The organism is Niabella sp. (assembly GCF_030150205.1).
GTDB lineage: Bacteria > Bacteroidota > Bacteroidia > Chitinophagales > Chitinophagaceae > Niabella.
Genome location: NZ_JASLGT010000026.1, coordinates 81,256 through 102,174 on the forward strand (window position 1 = coordinate 81,256; position 20,919 = coordinate 102,174).

A 20,919-nucleotide genomic window follows, 5' to 3' on the forward strand; every position below is an offset into this window, starting at 1 on the left:
GATATAATGCTATTTGCTGATCGCTAAAGACTGATAACTACCGGTTAAAATTCTAAATATTAAATCCTAAATTCTAAAAAGGGACAATCCCCCAAAAAACAAAAATCAAGTTTCAAAAGCCAGGAACCCAAGGTCAAGACATTATGCTGTCTACCGGTAGTTCAATCTGATAACTGATGGCTGATAACTGATGGCTGATAACTGATGGCTGATGGCTGAAGCCTACTTAAACATCGACGGATCATTATTGATCTCAATCCAGTAATTGTCGGGATCACGGAGCCAGATCTGTTTTACACCGTCTACACGGGTTGTAACAGCAGACACTTTACCGCTTACATCTTCATAGGGCACTTTATACTGGTTGAGCTTCCGGATAAAATCATCCAGGGAGGCTACGGAAAAGCACATGTGGTTGTTTTTGAAATACTCTTTGGGTTTATCGGCACCCAGGATGATGTGCAGGGTGGTTTTTGGACCGGTTTTAAACCATGCATGTTTGCCGATCTTAAACGGTTCATCTACCTGCTCCAGCCCGATAATGTCTGCATAAAAAGCTGCGGCTTTTTTAAGATCAGTCACATAAATAGCCTGGTGATTGGATAACACCACAGGGCGGTTATTTTTTTGCTGGGCATGTAATTGCATAACGGTAACAACGATAAAAACAAGAACAAACTGAATTCTTTTCATGACAGGAAATATACGGTTTATAAGATCAAATGTATTGATTTTATAAATGTAAAGCCTGCAGGATTTGGTTGTATTTTAAATTTTGCTACAGTAACTGTTCTGAAAAAGGCTATCCTGTAGTTGCCGGCAAATAACAGGCAACATGGTTGCAGCGGTGGCTACAAAACATGCTTTAATACAGAAATAAATGCTATGGGTTAGTGGGCCATAGCGGGCCGGCTCAGCTCCTTCAGGTAAGAAACGTGCGAAATGAAGGCATTGTGTACCCGCGGGTATTCGATGTATTGTACATTAAATTCCGCACAGGTGCTTTTGATGATCTTATTGATCCTTGGGTAGTGGATATGCGATATCTTGGGGAACAAATGATGTTCTACCTGGAAATTCAACCCGCCCATAAACCAGCAGGCCAGGCGGTTGCGGGTAGCAAAATTGGCGGTGGTTTTTAACTGGTGAATGGCCCACTCATCGTCTACCTTGTTGTTTTGCGCATTCACTACAGGGAAATGAGTATCTTCCACGGTATGCGCTAACTGAAATACAACGCTCAGCACAAAACCGGCAAAAAGCGTATATACCAGGAAGCCGATCCCCCAGGTTTCAAATCCCAGCATATAGATGGGCAATACCACAAATAAAAAGATATGCAGGAGCTTAAATCCCCAGAAAGTGATATGATCTTTTGGCTTCATCTTTTTCAGTGGAATATCGCCCACTTTACCGCTGAAGTATTTTTTATAATCGGAGAAAAAGATCCAGAACAGGTATAAAAGGGAATAAGCAAGCCAGAAATACAGGTGCTGGTACCGGTGCATTTTGTAGTATTTCTGGGTTTCACACAATCTTAAAAACGGTTTGGCATCCAGGTCGTCATCAATGCCATCAATATTTGTATAGGCATGGTGAATAACATTGTGCTTCATTTTCCACATAAAGGTGTTGGCACCTAAAAAGTTCAGCGAGGAGGCCGCAAGTGTATTTACCCAGGGCTTGCTGCTAAAGCTTCCGTGTGCGCCATCGTGCATGATATTAAAACCGATGGCGGAAGTAAATAATCCCAGCAACAGGCACTCGATAATGGCCCATGTGGTAGGCGGTGTAAAAAAGACCAGGTGGATATAAACTGCCAGGAACCCGGCTACGAGGAACAAAGCTTTTGAGTACAGGCGGAAATTGCCGGTGCTGCGTACGCCTTTCGACTCAAAATAATCGTGTATACGATTTTTAAGAACCGTATGAAACGAAGGAGGAGGGGGCGTTGCAAACTTGGGAAAAGCCATTGTTAGAATTTATATTTTATTGGGGTGCAAAGGTAACAAAAATGCGCCAGCCCTGCGTATCAAATTCTGGTAAAATATTTGCCTTTGTTTTAACATTTACCTATGTCTCGTTAAGGAGCACCGATGAGAGGTTCTCCATTCCGATTATTTTGGTGGTTATCAGTCCCTCTGCATATTTTACGCCGATACGTTTGCCCAACATCCGGCTCCGTGCCAGGATGCTTTCCCGGAAATCCGGGGTGGAAATATAGGTTTGGGGTTCTGTATCGCCGGGATTCGGACTTCCGGTATAAAACTGTGTGGCATAAGCTTCTATGGCCTTCATTTTGGTTTCAATCACCGATGAAATGTCGATCAATACGCTCGGTTCATGGTACCAATCCTGCATGTACTGGAAAAAATAGGAGGGCCGCCATTTTTGCTGGGATTTACCGTCGTCGCCGGTGGTTTCTATTTTAGACAGGCCCGATAAAAAGCAGGCGTCGCTGATCAGGTGCCCGGCACGGCCATGGTCCGGATGACGGTCTTCCAGCACATTGCCCAAAATGATATCGGGCTGGTATTTCCGGATCACTTTTATCAGCTGCAGCTGGTGTTCTTCATCGTTGCGAAAAAAGCCATCCCGCATTTTCAGGTTCTCCCGTACAGAAACGCCCATGATCCGGGCCGCTTCGGCAGCCTCCGTGTAACGGGTTTCCTTGGTGCCCCGGGTGCCCAGTTCGCCCTGGGTAAGATCGACAATACCGGCTTTTTTGCCGGTTTGTATCTCTTTCAGCAGCGTTCCGGCACAGCAGAGTTCCACGTCGTCCGGGTGTACGCCAATTGCAAGTATGTCTAATTTCATGAACGATTGTTTGTTTTTGAACAGGCTCCATGCCTGTTTATAATCTGTTGGCAAAGAAACAAAAGAAAAAGCAAGAAAGTTCAGAAGGAGGGGGAATGCCTTGTTGATGCTTTGTGAAACGTTGGCATTCGCTGCGGTTAAAATTGAACCGCGATGTGCGCAAGGAATCCGCAAGGGGCCAATATTGCAATTACTGGTCTGTTTGTTTAGCTGGCAAAAAAATAAGAGCAGCAGGAAAGCTCAGGAAGTGCGCGCGTTGACACCTGCTTTGCGAAATCTTAGCATTTGTTGCAATTAAATTAAACCCCAATGGGCGCAAGGAGATCTGTCTATGGCATTGCCTGTACCAGGGTTCTGATTTCCTGCAGGGAGCCGTTCCTGAATAGCAGGGTGTTTCTGGTTACAATCTTTTTATCGGGCTGCCGGTAATTCAGATACCATTCGCCGGAGGCCGTCATCCTGCTATCATAAGGTTTGTTGATGAATTTGGCAAAGGTTGAAATGGCGGAGAAATAATCTTTATACCGGGGCATGGACTGCAGTTGCAATAACTTCGGGTAAAGTGCATTAACAGCATCTCCCGTATTGACGGTGTAGCGATATTGCCGGCCCTCCGGCCATTTGGAAAGCTGCCGGCCTTCGGAGGTGTAAATACCTGTTACCAGGTCGTTTTCGATCTGTAAAAATACATATTGAGAAGGCTGGTCTCTGCTGCTCAGCCGCAGATCTGAATAATATCCCAGTTTTCCTTTTAACACTTCAATACCCGAAAATTGCGGGTTGGTTACCCAAAGCAGGTTGATATCTTTCTCTTGTCCGATGCTTTTGATCTTTTCATAAACCACTTCATGTGGGTCTCCGATCTGCATACCCAGAAAACCACCGGATCGCAGGGTGTCTGCAGCAAGGATACGCCCTTCTACCGGATCGATCACCGGGCGGGGTTGCAGGTCTTCTTTCTGGCAGGAGGTAAGGATAACACCGCACAACAGGAGCAGGACTCCCAACATGCAGGTTTGTTTGTATTGTAGCTTCATATGGTTGATCCCGTTCATCGGTGTGGTTGATATATTGGTAAAACGCGGGGAAGCATCCTTTCGCAACAGTCCGGCTGTTATCCGGCTTCCGGATGCAGGTATTGGATCAGTAATTGCTTCAGGTTGCCCGATTTGGAGTCATTGATCTTCCTGGCAAATAGTTTTCCTGAGGCAATGAGCTGTGGGAAATCTGTTTCATCCAGGAATGCCGGGTATCCGCGTTTACCGCTCCAGTCGATATACCGGAGGTCATCATTCACAACGGTATGGGCAAAGGGTGAGTTCAGGATCAGGGTTTGAAAATAGATCTCTTCCGAACACCAGGTATGGTTAAACCGCCTTAAAAAGGCGCTGTTTTGATCGGTATAATCGATTACATATCGCAGCGCATCCCGGTTAAGGCTCCAGTAGGTAGCACCGCCATATAATTTGGGGAAATTTGCCGGGTAGGCTCTTTTGAATCCCAAAATCTTCTGAAATTTTAAAAGCCGGTAGATGATGGCTCTGCGGTAGGGCTTTTTGACATCCATCCAGTTGTAAAACTGGTAGTAACGGATCCGGTCCATACCACCATCCGGTCCCCAGAAGGGGGCGGGCATTTCTGAGAAAGAGAGATAATTCCTGGTCAAATCCAGCTCATAAAATGCGTTCATGGGTTTTACCGGAAAATCCTCGGCCGTAATCAGATGAAAAAAGGCGTTATCAGGGTCCTGCAATGCGGTTTTAGCCAGTAGCAGGATGGCTTTCAGATGGTTTTCTCCACCCCAGGTAACCGCATAACGGGTAGATATAAAAACATTCCGGTACGCCTGCAGGGGTGTGGTATCTAACGGGCTGCGTTTATCAATATGCAGGTAAAAAGAAAAACGCTCCTTATCAAAGCAATTGATAATATCAATAAAGGAATGGATGTTCTTGTATCCGGTGATTAATATGGCTTGTTTCATGCGTTTTTGTTCGTAATGGTAACGCAAACTTAAGCCTGTTTTTTGAAGGATCTATCCACATCCAGCTTGAATATTTTATTCCGGATACCGGCCTGTTATTTGATCTTTGCTTTGATCTCCTGTAATTTCAGCAACGCTTCCACGGGTGTCAGCCGGTTGATATCAATATCGGTAAGCGCTTTACGGATCTGGTCAAAGGTTTCACTGTGCGCATCAAAAATCGATAGCTGGAACTGGGGGGCATTTACATCCCTGATTTTTTCCTGTATGGTTTTGTCTGTGCCATCCCCGTCCATATGCTTATTCTCCAGCTGCGCCAGGATCTCGTTTGCCCGCTGGATCAACGCCGGAGGCATGCCCGCCATCTTTGCCACATGGATCCCGAAGCTGTGGGTGCTGCCTCCCCGGGCCAATTTGCGAAGAAAAATGATCTTATTCCCGATTTCTTTATTGGTAACATGATAATTCTTTACCCGCTCCAGCTTTTCTTCGAGTTCATTCAGCTCGTGGTAATGGGTTGCAAAAAGGGTCTTGGGCTGGTGGGGCGACTGGTGCAGGTATTCCGCTATGCTCCAGGCGATGGAGATACCGTCATAGGTAGATGTACCCCGGCCGATCTCATCCAGTAATACGAGGCTTCTGTCGGTGATATTGTTAATGATAGAGGCGGTTTCATTCATCTCGACCATGAATGTACTCTCCCCGCCGCTGAGGTTGTCGGAGGCACCCACCCGCGTAAAAATTTTATCGGTCAGCGAAATATGCGCTTCCGTGGCCGGAACAAAACTGCCCATATGCGCCATCAGGGTAATGAGCGCAGTTTGGCGCAGCAGCGCCGATTTACCACTCATATTGGGCCCGGTAAGGATGATGATCTGCTGATCGGCCTTGTTCAGTTCCAGGTCGTTGTGTATATAACTTTCCCCAACGGCCAGGTTCCGTTCAATAACGGGATGCCGGCCCTCTTTAACGCTCCAGACCGTTTCTTCATATACCACGGGCTTTTTATACTGGTAATGAATGGCATTGTGTGCAAAGCAGCTCAAACAATCCAGAATCGCTACCAGGTTACCGTTGGCCTGCACCGGCGCCAGGTATTCGAACAATTCGTTGAGCAACTGGTCATATAACCGCTGTTCCAGTTGTAATATTTTTTCTTCGGCCCCGGTGATCTTTTCTTCGTATTCTTTTAATTCAGGAGTGATGTACCGTTCGGCATTGGCCAGGGTTTGTTTCCGGATCCAGTTTTCGGGTACCTTATTTTTGTGCACATTGGTTACTTCCAGGTAGTAGCCAAATACGTTATTGAATCCAACTTTAAGTGAACTGATGCCTGTAGCCTCTGCTTCCTTTACCTGCAATTTGGTCAGATAGGCCTTTCCATCACTTGAGATGGTGCGCAGTTCATCCAGCTCCTCCAGTATCCCGGCCTGGATCACGCCACCTTTGGCAATGGTTGCAGGCGGTTGTTCAACGATCTCCCGGGCGATCTTTTCTGTAATAACCGGGCAGGGATTCAACGCATCGCCTACCCGTGTGAGGTAAGGGTTTGTTTGCGCCAGGCAGGTTTGTTTGATGATGGCCACCTGCTGCAGGCCGCGGGCCAGCTGCAGTACTTCCCTTGGGTTGATCTTTTTTGTGGGGATCTTTGCCACCAGCCGTTCAATATCCCCGCAAAGTTTGATTGATTGGGTCAGCAGCTGCCGGAGTTCGGGATCCTTGATCATGGTTTCCACCACATCCAGCCGCTCGTTGATCTTATGCAGGTCAATCAGCGGAAAAATGATCCATCGCTTTAGCAGGCGTGCGCCCATGGGCGATACGGTATTGTCCAGTACTTTTAGCAGGGTATGTGCTTCTGCCGGTCCGCCCGCCAGTTCCAGGTTGCGGATGGTAAATTTATCCATCCACAGGAATTCGTTCTTATGAATGCTACCAATGGAGGTAATATGCTGCAGGTTGGGATGCTCGGTATCTTTCAGATAATGAATAACGGCACCGGCGGCCGTAATGCCTTTTTCCATTTCCGCAATTCCAAATCCTTTGAGCGAATGGGTTTGAAAATGTTTTAACAGCACATCCTGGGCATAGTTGCTGTCAAAGATCCACTCATCCAGGGTATAGATATAGGTCTTGCTGCCAAAATACTCTTTGTACTTTTTTTGCTGATGACGCTGGAATACGACTTCTGCCGGGCGAAAGCTCTGCAATAGTTTATCGGCATATTCCCGGTCGCCCTCGGCTACGAAAAATTCACCGGTAGAGAGATCCAGAAAGGCCAGACCAAACTGGTCATCGTCTGCAAAATGAATGCCCGCCAGGAAATTGTTACTGTTATGTTCCAGCAGTTTGTCGTTGATGGCGGTTCCCGGGGTCAGCATTTCGGTGACGCCACGCTTTACGATCCCCTTGGCCTGTTTGGGATCTTCCAGCTGGTCGCAGATGGCTACCCGGTAACCGGCCTTAACCAGCTTATGCAGGTAGGTATCCAGCGAGTGATGCGGAAAGCCGGCAAGATCCAGTGAAGCGGCGGCTCCGTTGTTTCGTTTGGTAAGGGTAATGCCCAGCACCTGGGAGGCAATTACGGCATCCTGGCCAAAGGTTTCATAAAAATCACCCACGCGAAACAGCAATACCGCATCCGGGTATTTTTGTTTAATAGCCTTGTGCTGCTGCATTAGCGGGGTATCTTGCGGGTTGTTGGTTTTTGCCTTTGCCATGGAGCGCAAAAATAGGGTAAAACGGTATTTCCCGGGGGGATGATTGTATCAAAAAAGGGATTATATATGGCTTCGCTTATCAAGAAACAGCTTGATTTACAAGATGATTGCCGCTTGTGGCATAATTGTTGAGTTTTGTATCATTAAAATTGTAATTTATGAAGAAAATCATGCTTTCCGCCCTGATTTTAGCGGCTACAGCTTATGGGGCCAGTGCGCAAACACAGAAGGGATATTATCTGATTGGTGGTAATCTTGCTTTGTTATCTGGAAGTACCAATGAAAAAAGCTTTCAGATGAATATTACACCAAAGGTTGCCTGGTTTGTACAGGAAGATTTAGCCATCGGAGGTAAGGTAGACCTGGGTTTTAAAGCCGGACGCGCACAAAAACCATCCATCAATTATTTTGTAGGTCCTATGGCCCGGTATTATTTTGGGGAACAGCAGGTGAATACGCCCAAGCAAACCCGCGTTTTTGCTGAAGCAGATGCAGGGATCAGCGGGAATAATGCCGGAGGTAAATCCACCAACGGTTTTGGCGCCGGTATAGGACCCGGGCTGGCGTTTTTTGTGAACGAGAACATTGCTCTGGAAGCACTCGCCAAAGCGAACATCATTACCGGTGCAGGAAGCAATGGGGTATCTTTCCGTCCGGAACTGGGATTGGGATTCCAGATTTATCTGCCCGGATCCAAACTCAAACAAATGCGTAACAGTATGAAATAACTCCTGATATAGCAAAAAGCCAGGGCTGTATCAAAGTGTAGGATCGTTATCCGGCAGGCAACTGCCGGAGTAAACAGATCCTCTTTGATACGGCCTTTTTTATTGCATATTCCCCGGTATCCGTTTATTTTTGCGCCATGCGTAAGTTAAGCATGGAAGAGTTAGGACGGATGTCGGTAGACGAATTCAAAGAGTCGGAAAAAATGCCGATCGTAGTGGTGCTGGAAAACATCCGCAGTGCCTATAATGTGGGCAGTGTGTTCCGGACCAGCGACGCGTTCCTGGTTGAAGCGATCTATGTTACCGGTTATTCGGCAAAGCCTCCTCATAAAGAAATAAAGAAAACCGCTCTCGGAGCGGAGGAAACCGTGCATTGGGCTCATTTTGCAAACGCCGGAGCAGCAATCGCCGCATTGCGGGAGGCGGGTTATACGATACTGGCGGTAGAGCAGGTGGCGCAAAGTACCAAACTGCACGAGCTGAATTGGGATGGCCAAACAAAAATTGCCGTGGTATTTGGAAACGAGGTAAGCGGTGTTGAGCAGTCGACTATTGCGTTATGCGATGGCTGCCTGGAAATTCCACAGCTGGGCATGAAGCATTCCCTGAATATTGCCACGGCAGCAGGAGTGGTGTTGTGGGAGCTGGTGCGAAAAACGATTTCCTGAGAAAATTTGAGAATGAGATGATTTGAAAATTTGAAAATGGGGAGGATTATATTCCTGTAACGATTGTACCCGTAACAGTTCTTATTCTGTGGTTTAGTGTTTCAGTGGCCTGCCAAAGCTGTGGGTGTAGTATTCTGATAATTGCTGCGAAAAACGATTTCCTGAGAAAATTTGAGAGTGAGGTGATTTGAAAATTTGAAAATGGGGTGAATCACACCCATGAAAATGATTGTGCCTGTAGCAGCGACTAATCTGTGGTTTATATTTCATCAGGATACCGGGTACCGAACAGGAACGGAATCTTCATTTCCACATTTCCATATTTCCACATTTTCAAATCACCCGATTTTCCGAAGGAAGAAAGAGTGTGAGGTTTGCAGGTTCAGGTTTTTATTTTTAATGGTATTCCTTCAGGATACCTCGCACCGAACAGGAACGGGAACTTCATTTTCACATTTCCACATTTCCACATTTTCAAATTTTCAAATTCCCCATCCAGGTTTAAAAAGGGCATTTCAATAAATGGAAAGAGCCCTACATTTGCCGAATGTCTGTTACAAAGAATTACCTGAGCCTCGTAAAGTTTTCGCACACCATTTTTGCAATGCCCTTTGCACTTATCGGCTTCTTCCTGGGGATCCGCAATACGGATATCAGTGATCAGTCGCCCAATGCCACTGGTATTTTGCCAACAATGTGGAATAAGACCGTTTATCTTTTCCGTGAAAAGGGCTGGTTGTTCCTGCTGGTACTTTTATGTATGATTTTTGCCCGCAATGCCGCCATGTCGTTTAACCGGTACCTGGACCGGCGATACGACGCACTCAATCCCCGCACTGCGGTACGGGAAATACCGGCCGGCATCTTATCTGCCAAAAGCGTATTGTGGTTTACCGTGCTAAACAGCGCACTGTTTATTGTGGCCACTTATTTTATCAATTCCATTTGTTTTTATTTATCGCCGGTGGCCTTGCTGGTCGTGCTGGGGTACAGCTATACCAAGCGGTTTACCGCGCTTTGTCACCTGGTACTGGGCCTGGGGTTATCGCTGGCTCCCATCGGCGCCTATCTTGCAGTAACCGGTGTATTTGATACCCTGCCCATTCTTTTTTCCTTTGCCGTTCTTTTCTGGGTAAGCGGGTTCGATATTATTTATGCGCTGCAGGATGAAGGTTTCGACCGGTCGAACCAGCTGTATTCCATTCCTTCGGTACTGGGCGGTAAACGGGCGCTGCGGGTATCGGAATTGCTGCACCTGCTGAGCGCTACGGCCGTGATTGCGGCAGCCTTTAAGGGCGGTTTTGGCGGATGGTACTGGGCAGGTGTAGCCGTTTTTGTAGGGATGCTGGTATACCAGCACAGCATCGTAAAACCAACTGATCTTCGCCGGGTAAATCTGGCCTTTATGACGGCTAATGGTATTGCGTCCGTGGTTTTTGCGGTGTTTGTTATTACGGATATATTTATGAAGTAGCACGACCCGGGTTCAGATATCAAATCCCAAATCCCAAATATCAAATCTCAGGTTCCAAATCTCAAATTTCAGCTTTCAATGCCCAGAATCATCGCCATCGACTATGGTCTAAAACGTACGGGAATTGCCGTAACGGACCCCCTGCAGATCATTGCAACGGGATTAACCACTATTGATTCACGGGAACTGATCCCGTTTTTGAAAACCTATTGTGCACAGGAGGCGGTAGAAAAGATCATTATCGGCGAGCCCAAAAACTGGGACGATTCCGATACGCATGCCACTCCGCTGGTGAAAAAGGCCATCAGCGAAATAAAAAAGCACTTCCCTCAATTGCCGCTGGAAACGGTAGATGAGCGTTATACCTCAAAAATGGCGAAGGATGCCATGCTGGAGATGGGCCTGAAGAAAATGCAGCGCCGCAATAAGGCCCTGGTAGATGAAATTGCCGCTACGATCATGCTGCAGGAGTATTTGGGGAGGAGCCATTAGTTATCAGCGGTCAGCTATTAGTTATCAGTTTTCAGTTATCAGCCATCAGCCATTAGCTATCAGCTGAGACCTCCGGTGATCGGTGATCTGTTTTAAATGCGGAGACCAGGAGTACCAGAACGGATTCTCTGATAACTGATAACTGAAGACTGAAAGCTGCCAGCGGTCAGCCGTTAGCTATCAGCTGAGACCTCCGGTGATCGATGATCTGTATTAAATGCGGAAACCGGGAGTACCAGAACGGATTCTCTGATAACTGATAACTGAAGACTGAAAGCTGCCAGCGGTCAGCCGTTAGCCATCAGCTGTGACCACCGGTGTCGATGATCTGTTTTAAATGCGGAGACCGGGAGTAGCAGAACGGATTCTCTGATAACTGATAACTGATAACTGAAGACTGAAAGCTGCCAGCGGTCAGCCTGAAAGCCGAGTGTAAAATTCCCCTGCCCCGCTCAACCTCACCGGCTCCCAAAAACAAAGTAAGATGCTTTGCGTCAATCCTATTTTTGGTACCTTTGCAGCTATGATATTACCAATCGTTGCCTACGGCAACCCTGTTTTAAGAAAAGTAGCAGAAGACATTGATCCACAGTATCCCGGGCTGGAATCCCTGATCGCATCCATGTGGGAAACCATGTATGCCAGTAATGGGGTAGGGTTGGCCGCTCCGCAGGTAAACCGCCCGATCCGGCTTTTTGTAGTAGACAGTAAACAGATCATCGAAAACCTGGAAGATGACGAAAAGGACCTGTACCCGGGTGATGAGGGCATTCAGCAAACATTTATCAATGCGCATGTGCAAAGCCTTGAAGGTGAGTTGTGGAGTTATAATGAAGGCTGTCTGAGCATTCCAAAGATCCGGGAAGATGTGTCGCGGAACCAAACTGTAACGCTCACTTACCAGGATGAAAATTTTCAACCGCACACCCGCACTTTCAGCGGTATTACGGCCCGTGTTATCTTACATGAATACGATCATATTGAGGGGAAACTATTCATTGATTACCTGCCACCATTGCGGAAAAAGCTGATCAAGGGCAAACTGAATGATATTTCCAACGGGAAGATCCGGGTAGATTATAAAATGTCCTTTAATTAAGAATCCGCCCATCATCAACCTTTTTTTATACCTGAAGTTATGAGAATCTGTACGTTCATTCTTTGTTGCCTGATGGTACTGGGAGCCGGTGCCCAGCAGGGCGCTTATACCGTTCAACAGGCGCATTCCCACAATGATTATGAGCAGCAACGGCCGTTCTGGCTGGCTTATGAACAGGGGTTTGGTTCTATAGAGGCTGATGTTTTCCTGAGGGAAAACGGACTTCCGGTAGCGCATAATGCCCGGGATATTGCGCCTGGGAGGGATCTAAAAACCTTGTATTTAAATCCTTTAAAAGAATGTATCCGGAAACATAAGGGGTCGGTATATCCAGATCGGGGTAAAAAGCTTACCCTTCTTATTGATTGTAAAACGGAGGGCGTTGCCACCCTGAATGCCATTATCAATACATTAAAGCAGTATCCTGAAATTACGGGCAATAAAACCGTCCGGATTGTAATCACCGGTAACCGGCCCAATAAGGACTCCCTGCATTATTATCCGGCCTATATCTGGTTTGACGGGGAGTTAACGAATACCTATACCCGGAAGAACCTGGCCCGGGTGGCGCTGTTTTCTGCCAATTTCAGCAATTATTCGGCATGGAAAGGAGTGGGTGAGGTGGACAATGACTCAAAAACAGCTCTTGAAAAAGCTATTTTGGTAGCTCGTGAGGCTGGTAAGCCCATTCGTTTCTGGGGAGCTCCGGACAATAAAAAAGCCTGGACAACGCTCCAGGAACTGGGGGTTGGGTATATCAATACCGATAAGATCGCTGAGTTGGCTGCATTTCTAAAGTAAATGGAGTGAACTATTTGTTAACATGCTGATTTATTGCATTTTGTGAAACCTGACCAATCCGGGCCAGAAGCCAAAAAAAGCCTTTTGGAGCCGGCGATCCGGAAGAACGGGAGGGAAGGATGCCCATACTATTGATTATTTTTCAGATTTCGTCCAAATAAAGTTCTAAAAATTAGTTTATTTAAAAAAATCGCTCTACATTTGCACTCCCAAATAAAATTGGGTTTATCCAATGTCACAGAGAATCAGAATTAAATTACAGTCTTACGATCACAACCTGGTTGATAAATCAGCAGAGAAAATCGTAAAAACAGTGCGCAGCACTGGTGCAGTTGTTACAGGGCCTATTCCTTTGCCCACTCACCGTAAAATTTTTACTGTGTTGCGTTCTCCACACGTAAATAAAAAGAGCCGTGAGCAGTTCCAGTTAGCTACTCATAAAAGATTATTGGATATCTATACTTCTTCTTCCCGTACTGTAGATGCGCTGTCGAAGCTGGATCTGCCCAGTGGTGTGGAAGTTGAGATCAAGGCCTAAGTATCCCGATCCGGTCGGGAGACGTAAAAGCCTGTGGCGTTAGTTCTTTTTAAAATATTTTTATCTCTCAATTCCGCTAAAACGGAAGAAAAGAGCTCTGAAATTCAACTTCTTAAGTATCAAACGAAGTAAAACATAAAAACAAGCCATTCAGGGTTTGTTTACTATCGGTACTTCCTAATTCCGCAACAGGCGGAAAACAACGGAAAAGGTCGGTAGCAAACGGGGATCGATTCCGGCGTATTGCCGGAAGTCCCAATAATCCTGCAAGGCGTAAAACTACATAACAATGAAAGGTATTATTGGGAAAAAATTGGGAATGACCAGCATCTATGATCCCTCAGGTAAACAAACTGCCTGCACGATCATTGAGGCAGGTCCTTGTGTTGTAACGCAGGTAAAGACATCAGAATCAGACGGTTACAACGCCTTGCAAATCTCTTTCGGCGATAAGAAAGAAAGCCGCACTACACAACCAGAGAAAAACCACTTCGCTAAAGCTAACACTTCCGCAAAAAAATTCTCCAAAGAGTTCAGAGATTATTCCTTAGAAAAAAATCTTGGTGATACCATTACTGTAGACATCTTCGAAGAAGGTGAAAAAGTTGATGTTGTAGGTACAACAAAGGGTAAAGGTTTCCAGGGTGTTGTAAAACGTCATGGTTTCCACGGGGTAGGTGAGCAGTCACACGGTCAGCACGATCGTCAGCGCGCTCCCGGTTCTCTGGGTAACTCTTCCGATGCCAGCCGTGTAATGAAAGGTATGCGCATGGCAGGCCGCATGGGTGGCGACCGCGTAAAACTGAAAGGTTTGAAAGTGGTGAAAATCTTCGCTGAAAAAAATTACATCCTGGTGAGCGGTTCCGTACCGGGCCATATCGGTTCCATTGTTTTCGTTCAAAAATAAGATCCGGTATCCTGTAACACATAAAATTTTTTGAAAATGCAAATTGAAGTTTTAAATATAGAAGGTAAAAGCACCGGTCGTTCAGTTGAACTGCCTGATGATATTTTTGGAGCGGAGCCTAATGACCATGTAATTTATCTGGCTGTAAAACAGTATTTAGCTGCACAGCGTCAGGGAACCCACAAAGTAAAAACCCGTGCGGAAGTACAGGGTGCCAGCCGGAAGCTGCACAAACAAAAAGGAACCGGTGGTAGCCGTAAAGGTAATATCCGGAACCCTTTATACAAAGGTGGGGGTACCATTTTTGGACCCAAACCCCGCGACTACAGCTTTAAACTGAACAAGAAAGTAAAAGATCTGGCAAAGATCTCTGCCCTTTCTTATAAAGCAAAAGCAAACGCGATCCTGGTGGTAGAAGATATCAGCCTGGAAGCGCCTAAAACAAAAACATTGGCCACTGCTTTAAGCAAATGGAATGTAGGTGAGAAGAAATCAATGTTCGTTTTGGCAGAGCCCAATGAAAATATTGAATTGTCATTGCGTAATGTTCCTTCTGTACTGGCCCTGCCCCTGAGCGATATCAATACATATGATATTGTAAACTCAGAAGTGCTGGTACTTTCTGAAGGTGCTGCAAAAATATTTTCTGAAGATTTAGAAGAGGCTGTAGAAGCTTAAATAAATGGGATAATGTGCTGATGTGAAAATGTGTAGATAAATCAGTACAAAAAAAGGAGAGTGGTTTTTAATTTTCACATTTCCACATTTTCAAACTTTCAAATTATTTAAAGATGAAACCATCTGAAATTTTAATAAAACCGATTTTAACCGAAAAAGCAAATGCTCAGCAGGAAAAACTGCGCCGGTATGCTTTTAAGGTAGCAAAAAAATCAAACAAGCTGGAAATTAAAAAAGCAATTGAAACTTTTTACGGTGTTACCGTTACCAGCGTAAATACAGTTGTGGCTCCTGCAAAAAATAAAACCCGCTATACAAAAGCAGGATTTATCCAGGGACGTAAGGCTGGTTACAAGAAAGCATATGTAACCGTTGCCGAAGGTGAAGAGATCGACCTGTATGCAAATATCTAATTTCTGAATAGAAGGGCAATCAACCGCCGCGAAGTGTTGAATTTATAAAAATAACAAGAGCCAAATACAAAAAGCAAATAGTAAGCGATCCAAGTTGATATTTGACTTTTGAAATTTGAAATTTTTAACAAGATGTCAGTAAGAAAGTTTAAGCCGGTAACCGCCGGTACGCGTTGGAGAATCGGGAATTCATTTTCCGAGGTGACTACGAACAAACCCGAAAAAAGCCTGCTGGAAACCAAAAAGAGCACCGGTGGACGGAACTCTTCAGGTCATTTAACTATGCGTTACAGAGGGGGTGGTCATAAGAAGAAATATCGTATTGTTGATTTTAAAAGAGATAAGCATGATGTGGCCGCTAAGGTGGTAAGCATCGAATACGATCCGAACCGTACAGCGTTCATCGCGCTTTTGGAATATGCTGATGGCGAAAAACGTTACATCATTGCACCGCAGGGATTGGTTGTGGGTACAGAAGTGATCAGCGGTAACGCCGTTGCTCCTGAAATCGGAAATGCGCTGCAATTGAAAAATATGCCACTGGGTACCAATGTACACAACATTGAGCTGAACCCGGGCCAGGGTGGAAAGATCTCCCGCAGTGCCGGTGCATCTGCACAGTTGACCAACAAGGAAGAAAAATACGCTGTATTGAAAATGCCTTCCGGTGAGCTGAGAAAAGTACTGATCAATTGCTTTGCAACCGTTGGAGTGGTAAGCAACAGCGATCACAGCCTTCAGAGCATGGGTAAAGCTGGTAGAAATCGTTGGAAAGGTATCCGCCCAAGAAACCGTGGTGTGGCGATGAACCCTGTAGATCACCCGATGGGTGGTGGTGAAGGACGTGCGTCCGGAGGTCATCCGCGCAGCCGTACTGGTAAATACGCAAAAGGAGAGAAGACAAGAACAGTGGGTAAATCTAGTGATAAACTCATCCTTCAGCGTAAAAACGGTAGCAAACTGGCTAAGTAATTTGACATTTAGTATTTGAACTTTAGAATTTAAAAAATAAATATGGCTCGTTCGATAAAAAAAGGTCCTTATGTAGCAACTCACTTGGAAAAGAAAGTGTTGACTATTAACGAAGGAAAAGGAAAAAAGGCTGTAATTAAAACGTGGAGCCGTCGCTCTACAATTACACCCGATTTTGTAGGCCACACATTTGCCGTGCATAATGGAAATAAATTCATCCCCGTATATGTTACGGAGTTTATGGTAGGTCATAAACTGGGTGAATTTGCACCTACCCGCAACTTTAAAGGACACGCGGGCGATAAAAAATAAATCATCAACAGAACGCATACGTTAAGAAATTAATTATAATGGAAGCAGTAGCAAAACTTAGAAATTATCCGACTTCTCCTCGTAAAATGAGGCTGTTGGCTGATTTGATTCGTGGCCAAAAGGTGGATTTGGTGTTGGCCGAACTGGAGCACAACCCCAAACACCCCGCAGTACCTTTGCGCAAGCTGGTATTAAGCGCCATTGTAAACTGGAAGCAGGCCAATGAAGGGGTAGATGAATCCGGTTTGGTGGTAAAAACCATTTATGTAGATGGTGGCCGTACATTGAAACGCATGCGCCCCGCTCCGCAAGGCCGTGGCTACCGTGTTCGCAAACGCAGCAATCACGTAACCCTGGTGGTAGATGTGGCTGGTGAAGATAAGAAAGCAGCTAAAAAAGCAAAGGCCGCTGTAAAAGCAGCACCTGCAGAAGAAGTGAAAGAAGTAAGCGCAAAAGCTCCGGCTAAGAAAAAGGCTGCTGCAAAAAAGTCAACTAAAGAATCTAAAAAAGCATAACCAATAAATATGGGTCAAAAAGCAAATCCAATTGGTAACAGGTTAGGCATCATCCGTGGATGGGAATCTAACTGGTATGGAAGCAAAAAAGATTTTGCTTCTAAGTTAATCGAAGACAATAAAATCAGAACATACCTGAATGCCCGTATCAACAAGGGAGGTATTTCTAAAATTGTGATCGAAAGAACCTTAGGTAAATTAATTATCACCATTCATACTTCCAAACCAGGCATTATCATCGGTAAAGGTGGTGGTGAGGTAGATCGCATCAAGGAGGAATTGAAGAAGCTGACTCAGAACGATGATGTACAGATCAACATCCTGGAGATCCGTCGTCCTGAAACCGATGCGATGATCGTTGGTGATACCATTGCCCGCCAGATCGAGAACCGCATCAACTTTAAACGCGCTACTAAAATGGCCATCGCTTCTGCACTGCGTATGGGTGCTGAAGGAATTAAAGTTAAATTAAGCGGTCGTTTGGGTGGTGCTGAAATTGCCCGTAGCGAAGAGTTCAAGCAAGGCCGTGTGCCCCTGCATACATTCCGGATGGATATCGACTACGCCAATGTATTTGCACAAACTGTTTACGGAAAAATCGGTATCAAAGTTTGGATCTGTAAAGGTGAGGTACTGGCAAAACGCGATTTGAACCCCAACTTTATCTCCGGAAACGACAAGAATGTAGGCGGTGGTGAAAGAAGAGATCATCGCAGAGATGACCGCAGAGGAGATCGCCGTGGCGGAGGAAGAGATAAAAGAAATTAATTAATGTGTAGATGTGGAAATTAGGAAATGTGAAAATTTGTGTTTCCTGTTATCCATCTTATAAAATAGTAGTTTGGTTGTGAGGGTTCATTTTCACATTCTCACATTTTCAAATTTTCAAATTAAGAAAGATGTTACAACCGAAGAGAACAAAGCACAGGAAAATGCAAAAGGGTCGCATGAAAGGCGACGCGAAAAGAGGGACTACCATTTCGTTTGGTTCTTATGCTTTAAAAGCCCAGGATTCTCACTGGATTACGGACCGCCAGATTGAGGCTGCCCGTCAGGCACTTACCCGTAGCATGAAAAGGGAAGGGAACGTATGGATCCGCATTTTCCCTGATAAGCCCATCACCAAGAAGCCTGCAGAGGTTCGTATGGGTAAAGGTAAAGGTAACCTTGAATATTGGGCTGCTGTTGTACAACCCGGCCGTATCATTTTTGAAGTGGACGGTGTAAGCGAAGAAGTTGCACGCAGAGCACTGGAATTAGCATCTGGTAAACTGCCGATCAAGACTAAGTTCACCATGCGTAGGGATTTAGTTACTAATTAATAAATCAAATTAAGATGTCAAAGAAACAAGAATTTATAGGCAGCATAAAAGGATTAGGCGCAGAAGATTTAAAGGTTCAGCTGGAGCAATCCAAGCAGCGCCTGAAGAAACTGGAGTTCGCACACGCGATCTCTCCGCTGGAAAATCCGATGTCTATCCGTGCACTGCGCAAAGATATCGCCCGGATTGAAACGTTTTTAAAACAAAGTCAAGGCAGCGAAGCTGCAAAAGCGTAACAGCAATTTTGTACAAGCCAAAAGGTAAAATAAAATGTCTGAAAGAAATTTAAGAAAAACAAGAATAGGCGTGGTTACCAGCAACAAGATGACAAAAACCATCACTGTAGCTGTGGAAAGAAAAGTAAAACACCCTATTTACGGTAAGTTCCTTAAAAAAACGACCAAGTTCCACGCTCATGATGAAAAGAATGAGTGCAGCATTGGGGATACCGTTAAAATTATGGAAACCCGCCCCTTGAGCAAATTGAAGCGCTGGAGACTGGTTGAGGTTATCGAAAAAGTAAAATAAGAATTGGGTATTGAGATATCAGTATTCAGAATTTAGAAAACAGATAATATTTTTTAAAATAGATTTTGGGGAATGAGTATCTCAACTCTCAACTCTCAAATCTCAAATCTTTAAGAAAATGATTCAGCAAGAAAGCCGGTTGAACGTGGCGGATAATAGTGGCGCAAAAGAAGTTCTTTGTATCCGTGTACTGGGTAACAGCGGACAACGCTATGCAAAAATTGGCGATAAAATCGTTGTAACAGTAAAAGACGCAGCTCCGGCAGGGGGTATTAAAAAAGGTACGGTAGCTAAAGCAGTAATCGTACGTACTACCAACAAATTGCGCCGTAAAGATGGTTCTTATATCCGTTTTGATGACAACGCCGTTGTTATTCTGAACGCATCTGATGAGCCAAGAGGTACCCGTATCTTCGGGCCGGTAGCCCGGGAGCTTCGTGATAAAGGATATATGAGGATCGTTTCGTTAGCTCCGGAGGTGTTATAAATGAGCTAAATGCCTAATGCAAAATGCTGAAGGCATTCCATCCATAAAAAATAGCGTTAGCCTTGAGCCCGCGCATTAAGCATAAAGAAAGCATAAAAAAATGAGCAAAAGATTTAAACCCAAGTACAATATTAAAAAAGGCGATTTGGTTATTGTTATCAGCGGTGCTGCAAAACCCCGTAAAGATGATAGCGGTAAGTTTGACTACAAACCACGGTTGGTGAAAGAGGTATTGGTTGAGGAAGGAAAAGTGCTGGTTGAAGGAGTGAACATCAAAACCAAACATACCAAACCCTCCGCCCAAAATACAAAGGGTGGTATTGTAAAAGTAGAAGCTCCGATTCATATCAGCAATGTAATGCTGTGGGATGCGAAAGCAAAAGCGCCTTCTAAAGTGAAGCGCCAGCGCGAAGAGGGTAAAACACTGCGCATCTTTAAAAAATCAGGAGAAAAAATCTAATCTTTTGTTGTATCGCAAATAAAGTAATAGACCATGAGTACTAAAACATATATCCCCAGGCTGGCCACAAAATATAAAAATGAAGTGGTTCCGGCATTAGTGAAGAAGTTTGCTTACAGCTCTGTAATGCAGGCTCCTAAACTGGAAAAGATCTGCATCAACCGTGGTGTAAACGGTGCCGTAACCGACAAAAAGCTGGTTGACGTAGCCGTAGATGAGCTGAGCACGATCACCGGTCAGAAAGCGGTGGTAACCAACTCCAAAAAAGACATTTCGAACTTTAAGCTGCGTAAGGCCATGCCCATTGGTGCGCGTGTAACCCTGCGTGGTGAAAAAATGTACGAGTTCCTGGATCGCCTGATTGCGGTTGCATTACCTCGTGTACGTGATTTTAAAGGAATCAATGAGAAGTCTTTTGATGGCCGCGGAAACTATACCATGGGTGTTACCGAGCAGATCATCTTCCCTGAGATCGATATCGATAAAGTGAATAAGATCACCGGTATGGATATCACTTTTGTGACCACTGCCCAAACAGATGAAGAGGCATACGAACTGTTGAAGGAACTGGGAATGCCTTTTAAAAACGCTAAAAAGTAATTTTATAAAATCACAAATCACAAGTTCTTAAGCTTACAGCGGTCATCGCCCGGAGACTTAGAATTTGGAATTTAGAATTTAATGCAACATGGCAAAAACTTCAATTAAAGCCCGTCAGGTAAAAAGAGAGAAAATGGTGGAGCAATACGCCGCTAAAAGAGAGGAGCTGAAAAAAGCCGGTGACTATGCCGCTTTGGACAAGCTGCCTAAGAACTCTTCTAAAGTGCGTTTGAAAAACCGTTGCCAATTAACTGGTCGCCCCAAAGGTTACGTACGTTATTTTGGAATCTCCCGGGTTGCCTTAAGGGATATGGCTTTGAATGGTAAAATTCCGGGCTTAAAGAAAGCGAGCTGGTAATAATAACAGCACAAAGCCGTAAGACAGGGTATGGGCTTTTAAAATA

At 45.1% G+C, this 20,919-nt stretch carries 27 protein-coding genes; 21 read left to right on the top strand and 6 right to left on the bottom strand.

Going from position 1 to position 20,919, the window contains the following annotated elements:
* Positions 1-222 precede the first annotated feature (222 nt).
* The 6 genes from Q1V85_RS19700 to mutS form a co-directional block, all read right to left on the bottom strand.
* Positions 223-693 (bottom strand): VOC family protein, encoded by a 471-nt coding sequence (locus Q1V85_RS19700; RefSeq protein ID WP_300602283.1) that lies wholly within the window; start codon positions 691-693, stop codon positions 223-225.
* 197 nt (positions 694-890) lie between these two features.
* Positions 891-1,973: an acyl-CoA desaturase gene (locus Q1V85_RS19705; RefSeq protein ID WP_300602284.1), complete on the bottom strand. Its 1,083-nt coding sequence runs from the start codon at positions 1,971-1,973 to the stop codon at positions 891-893.
* 100 nt (positions 1,974-2,073) lie between these two features.
* A complete protein-coding gene (bshB1, locus tag Q1V85_RS19710; protein WP_300602285.1) occupies positions 2,074-2,817 on the bottom strand; it encodes a bacillithiol biosynthesis deacetylase BshB1 in 744 nt (247 codons plus the stop codon).
* A 329-nt stretch (positions 2,818-3,146) separates the two neighbouring features.
* Positions 3,147-3,920, bottom strand: coding sequence for a hypothetical protein (locus Q1V85_RS19715; protein ID WP_300602286.1), 774 nt, complete (start codon positions 3,918-3,920; stop codon positions 3,147-3,149).
* 11 nt (positions 3,921-3,931) lie between these two features.
* Entirely contained in the window at positions 3,932-4,801 is an 870-nt protein-coding gene (locus Q1V85_RS19720; RefSeq protein ID WP_300602287.1) for a beta-1,6-N-acetylglucosaminyltransferase, read from the bottom strand.
* 95 nt (positions 4,802-4,896) lie between these two features.
* Complete coding sequence (gene mutS, locus Q1V85_RS19725) at positions 4,897-7,521, bottom strand: DNA mismatch repair protein MutS (protein ID WP_300602288.1); 2,625 nt, start codon at positions 7,519-7,521, stop codon at positions 4,897-4,899.
* A gap of 158 nt (positions 7,522-7,679) precedes the next feature.
* On the opposite strand from mutS, the gene Q1V85_RS19730 reads away from it, so the two are divergent.
* From Q1V85_RS19730 to rpsN, 21 genes are all read left to right on the top strand, one after another.
* Entirely contained in the window at positions 7,680-8,249 is a 570-nt protein-coding gene (locus Q1V85_RS19730; RefSeq protein WP_300602289.1) for a hypothetical protein, read from the top strand.
* A gap of 137 nt (positions 8,250-8,386) precedes the next feature.
* Positions 8,387-8,917, top strand: a complete 531-nt coding sequence (locus tag Q1V85_RS19735) for an RNA methyltransferase (protein ID WP_300602290.1) — start codon at positions 8,387-8,389, stop codon at positions 8,915-8,917.
* A gap of 547 nt (positions 8,918-9,464) precedes the next feature.
* Complete coding sequence (locus tag Q1V85_RS19740) at positions 9,465-10,391, top strand: UbiA-like polyprenyltransferase (protein ID WP_300602291.1); 927 nt, start codon at positions 9,465-9,467, stop codon at positions 10,389-10,391.
* Between the two features lie 78 nt (positions 10,392-10,469).
* The gene (gene ruvX, locus Q1V85_RS19745; RefSeq protein ID WP_300602292.1) at positions 10,470-10,883 is read left to right on the top strand and encodes a Holliday junction resolvase RuvX; all 414 of its coding nucleotides are present in this window, start codon (positions 10,470-10,472) and stop codon (positions 10,881-10,883) included.
* Positions 10,884-11,367: 484 nt separating this feature from the next.
* Complete coding sequence (gene def, locus Q1V85_RS19750) at positions 11,368-11,982, top strand: peptide deformylase (protein ID WP_366914019.1); 615 nt, start codon at positions 11,368-11,370, stop codon at positions 11,980-11,982.
* Between the two features lie 39 nt (positions 11,983-12,021).
* Positions 12,022-12,783, top strand: coding sequence for a phosphatidylinositol-specific phospholipase C/glycerophosphodiester phosphodiesterase family protein (locus Q1V85_RS19755; RefSeq protein WP_300602293.1), 762 nt, complete (start codon positions 12,022-12,024; stop codon positions 12,781-12,783).
* A 232-nt stretch (positions 12,784-13,015) separates the two neighbouring features.
* Positions 13,016-13,321, top strand: coding sequence for a 30S ribosomal protein S10 (gene rpsJ / locus Q1V85_RS19760; protein ID WP_008584585.1), 306 nt, complete (start codon positions 13,016-13,018; stop codon positions 13,319-13,321).
* 289 nt (positions 13,322-13,610) lie between these two features.
* The gene (gene rplC / locus Q1V85_RS19765) at positions 13,611-14,228 is read left to right on the top strand and encodes a 50S ribosomal protein L3 (RefSeq protein ID WP_300602294.1); all 618 of its coding nucleotides are present in this window, start codon (positions 13,611-13,613) and stop codon (positions 14,226-14,228) included.
* Positions 14,229-14,264: 36 nt separating this feature from the next.
* A complete protein-coding gene (gene rplD / locus Q1V85_RS19770) occupies positions 14,265-14,906 on the top strand; it encodes a 50S ribosomal protein L4 (protein WP_300602295.1) in 642 nt (213 codons plus the stop codon).
* Between the two features lie 113 nt (positions 14,907-15,019).
* Entirely contained in the window at positions 15,020-15,319 is a 300-nt protein-coding gene (gene rplW / locus Q1V85_RS19775; RefSeq protein ID WP_235553355.1) for a 50S ribosomal protein L23, read from the top strand.
* A 132-nt stretch (positions 15,320-15,451) separates the two neighbouring features.
* Positions 15,452-16,291 carry a 50S ribosomal protein L2 gene (rplB, locus tag Q1V85_RS19780; RefSeq protein WP_300602296.1) on the top strand — a complete coding sequence of 280 codons (840 nt, stop codon included), beginning with the start codon at positions 15,452-15,454 and terminating at the stop codon, positions 16,289-16,291.
* A gap of 42 nt (positions 16,292-16,333) precedes the next feature.
* A complete protein-coding gene (gene rpsS / locus Q1V85_RS19785; RefSeq protein WP_300602297.1) occupies positions 16,334-16,603 on the top strand; it encodes a 30S ribosomal protein S19 in 270 nt (89 codons plus the stop codon).
* Positions 16,604-16,641: 38 nt separating this feature from the next.
* Positions 16,642-17,118: a 50S ribosomal protein L22 gene (rplV, locus tag Q1V85_RS19790; RefSeq protein ID WP_300602298.1), complete on the top strand. Its 477-nt coding sequence runs from the start codon at positions 16,642-16,644 to the stop codon at positions 17,116-17,118.
* A gap of 9 nt (positions 17,119-17,127) precedes the next feature.
* Positions 17,128-17,886 (top strand): 30S ribosomal protein S3, encoded by a 759-nt coding sequence (rpsC, locus tag Q1V85_RS19795; RefSeq protein WP_231004149.1) that lies wholly within the window; start codon positions 17,128-17,130, stop codon positions 17,884-17,886.
* A gap of 131 nt (positions 17,887-18,017) precedes the next feature.
* On the top strand, positions 18,018-18,440 hold the full coding sequence (gene rplP, locus Q1V85_RS19800) for a 50S ribosomal protein L16 (RefSeq protein WP_300602299.1): 423 nt from the start codon (positions 18,018-18,020) through the stop codon (positions 18,438-18,440).
* Between the two features lie 14 nt (positions 18,441-18,454).
* Positions 18,455-18,676 (top strand): 50S ribosomal protein L29, encoded by a 222-nt coding sequence (gene rpmC / locus Q1V85_RS19805; protein WP_300602300.1) that lies wholly within the window; start codon positions 18,455-18,457, stop codon positions 18,674-18,676.
* Between the two features lie 34 nt (positions 18,677-18,710).
* On the top strand, positions 18,711-18,968 hold the full coding sequence (rpsQ, locus tag Q1V85_RS19810) for a 30S ribosomal protein S17 (protein WP_231004146.1): 258 nt from the start codon (positions 18,711-18,713) through the stop codon (positions 18,966-18,968).
* Positions 18,969-19,086: 118 nt separating this feature from the next.
* A complete protein-coding gene (gene rplN, locus Q1V85_RS19815) occupies positions 19,087-19,455 on the top strand; it encodes a 50S ribosomal protein L14 (RefSeq protein WP_231004145.1) in 369 nt (122 codons plus the stop codon).
* 100 nt (positions 19,456-19,555) lie between these two features.
* Entirely contained in the window at positions 19,556-19,915 is a 360-nt protein-coding gene (gene rplX / locus Q1V85_RS19820; RefSeq protein ID WP_300602301.1) for a 50S ribosomal protein L24, read from the top strand.
* Between the two features lie 51 nt (positions 19,916-19,966).
* Positions 19,967-20,515, top strand: a complete 549-nt coding sequence (rplE, locus tag Q1V85_RS19825) for a 50S ribosomal protein L5 (protein WP_366914022.1) — start codon at positions 19,967-19,969, stop codon at positions 20,513-20,515.
* Between the two features lie 88 nt (positions 20,516-20,603).
* Positions 20,604-20,873, top strand: coding sequence for a 30S ribosomal protein S14 (rpsN, locus tag Q1V85_RS19830; protein WP_090388156.1), 270 nt, complete (start codon positions 20,604-20,606; stop codon positions 20,871-20,873).
* Positions 20,874-20,919: the final 46 nt, after the last annotated feature.

Coding starts and splice junctions, on each gene's coding strand:
- rpsQ (WP_231004146.1), top strand. CDS start 18,711: ATGTCTGAAAGAAATTTAAGAAAAACAAGAATAGGCGTGGTTACCAGC.
- rplW (WP_235553355.1), top strand. CDS start 15,020: ATGAAACCATCTGAAATTTTAATAAAACCGATTTTAACCGAAAAAGCA.
- ruvX (WP_300602292.1), top strand. CDS start 10,470: ATGCCCAGAATCATCGCCATCGACTATGGTCTAAAACGTACGGGAATT.
- rplN (WP_231004145.1), top strand. CDS start 19,087: ATGATTCAGCAAGAAAGCCGGTTGAACGTGGCGGATAATAGTGGCGCA.
- rplC (WP_300602294.1), top strand. CDS start 13,611: ATGAAAGGTATTATTGGGAAAAAATTGGGAATGACCAGCATCTATGAT.
- Q1V85_RS19700 (WP_300602283.1), bottom strand. CDS start 693: ATGAAAAGAATTCAGTTTGTTCTTGTTTTTATCGTTGTTACCGTTATG.
- Q1V85_RS19730 (WP_300602289.1), top strand. CDS start 7,680: ATGAAGAAAATCATGCTTTCCGCCCTGATTTTAGCGGCTACAGCTTAT.
- rpsN (WP_090388156.1), top strand. CDS start 20,604: ATGGCAAAAACTTCAATTAAAGCCCGTCAGGTAAAAAGAGAGAAAATG.
- rplV (WP_300602298.1), top strand. CDS start 16,642: ATGGAAGCAGTAGCAAAACTTAGAAATTATCCGACTTCTCCTCGTAAA.
- rpmC (WP_300602300.1), top strand. CDS start 18,455: ATGTCAAAGAAACAAGAATTTATAGGCAGCATAAAAGGATTAGGCGCA.
- Q1V85_RS19735 (WP_300602290.1), top strand. CDS start 8,387: ATGCGTAAGTTAAGCATGGAAGAGTTAGGACGGATGTCGGTAGACGAA.
- rplP (WP_300602299.1), top strand. CDS start 18,018: ATGTTACAACCGAAGAGAACAAAGCACAGGAAAATGCAAAAGGGTCGC.
- mutS (WP_300602288.1), bottom strand. CDS start 7,521: ATGGCAAAGGCAAAAACCAACAACCCGCAAGATACCCCGCTAATGCAG.
- def (WP_366914019.1), top strand. CDS start 11,368: ATGCTTTGCGTCAATCCTATTTTTGGTACCTTTGCAGCTATGATATTA.
- rplX (WP_300602301.1), top strand. CDS start 19,556: ATGAGCAAAAGATTTAAACCCAAGTACAATATTAAAAAAGGCGATTTG.
- rpsC (WP_231004149.1), top strand. CDS start 17,128: ATGGGTCAAAAAGCAAATCCAATTGGTAACAGGTTAGGCATCATCCGT.
- bshB1 (WP_300602285.1), bottom strand. CDS start 2,817: ATGAAATTAGACATACTTGCAATTGGCGTACACCCGGACGACGTGGAA.
- Q1V85_RS19755 (WP_300602293.1), top strand. CDS start 12,022: ATGAGAATCTGTACGTTCATTCTTTGTTGCCTGATGGTACTGGGAGCC.
- rplD (WP_300602295.1), top strand. CDS start 14,265: ATGCAAATTGAAGTTTTAAATATAGAAGGTAAAAGCACCGGTCGTTCA.
- Q1V85_RS19705 (WP_300602284.1), bottom strand. CDS start 1,973: ATGGCTTTTCCCAAGTTTGCAACGCCCCCTCCTCCTTCGTTTCATACG.
- Q1V85_RS19720 (WP_300602287.1), bottom strand. CDS start 4,801: ATGAAACAAGCCATATTAATCACCGGATACAAGAACATCCATTCCTTT.
- rpsS (WP_300602297.1), top strand. CDS start 16,334: ATGGCTCGTTCGATAAAAAAAGGTCCTTATGTAGCAACTCACTTGGAA.
- rplB (WP_300602296.1), top strand. CDS start 15,452: ATGTCAGTAAGAAAGTTTAAGCCGGTAACCGCCGGTACGCGTTGGAGA.
- Q1V85_RS19740 (WP_300602291.1), top strand. CDS start 9,465: ATGTCTGTTACAAAGAATTACCTGAGCCTCGTAAAGTTTTCGCACACC.
- rpsJ (WP_008584585.1), top strand. CDS start 13,016: ATGTCACAGAGAATCAGAATTAAATTACAGTCTTACGATCACAACCTG.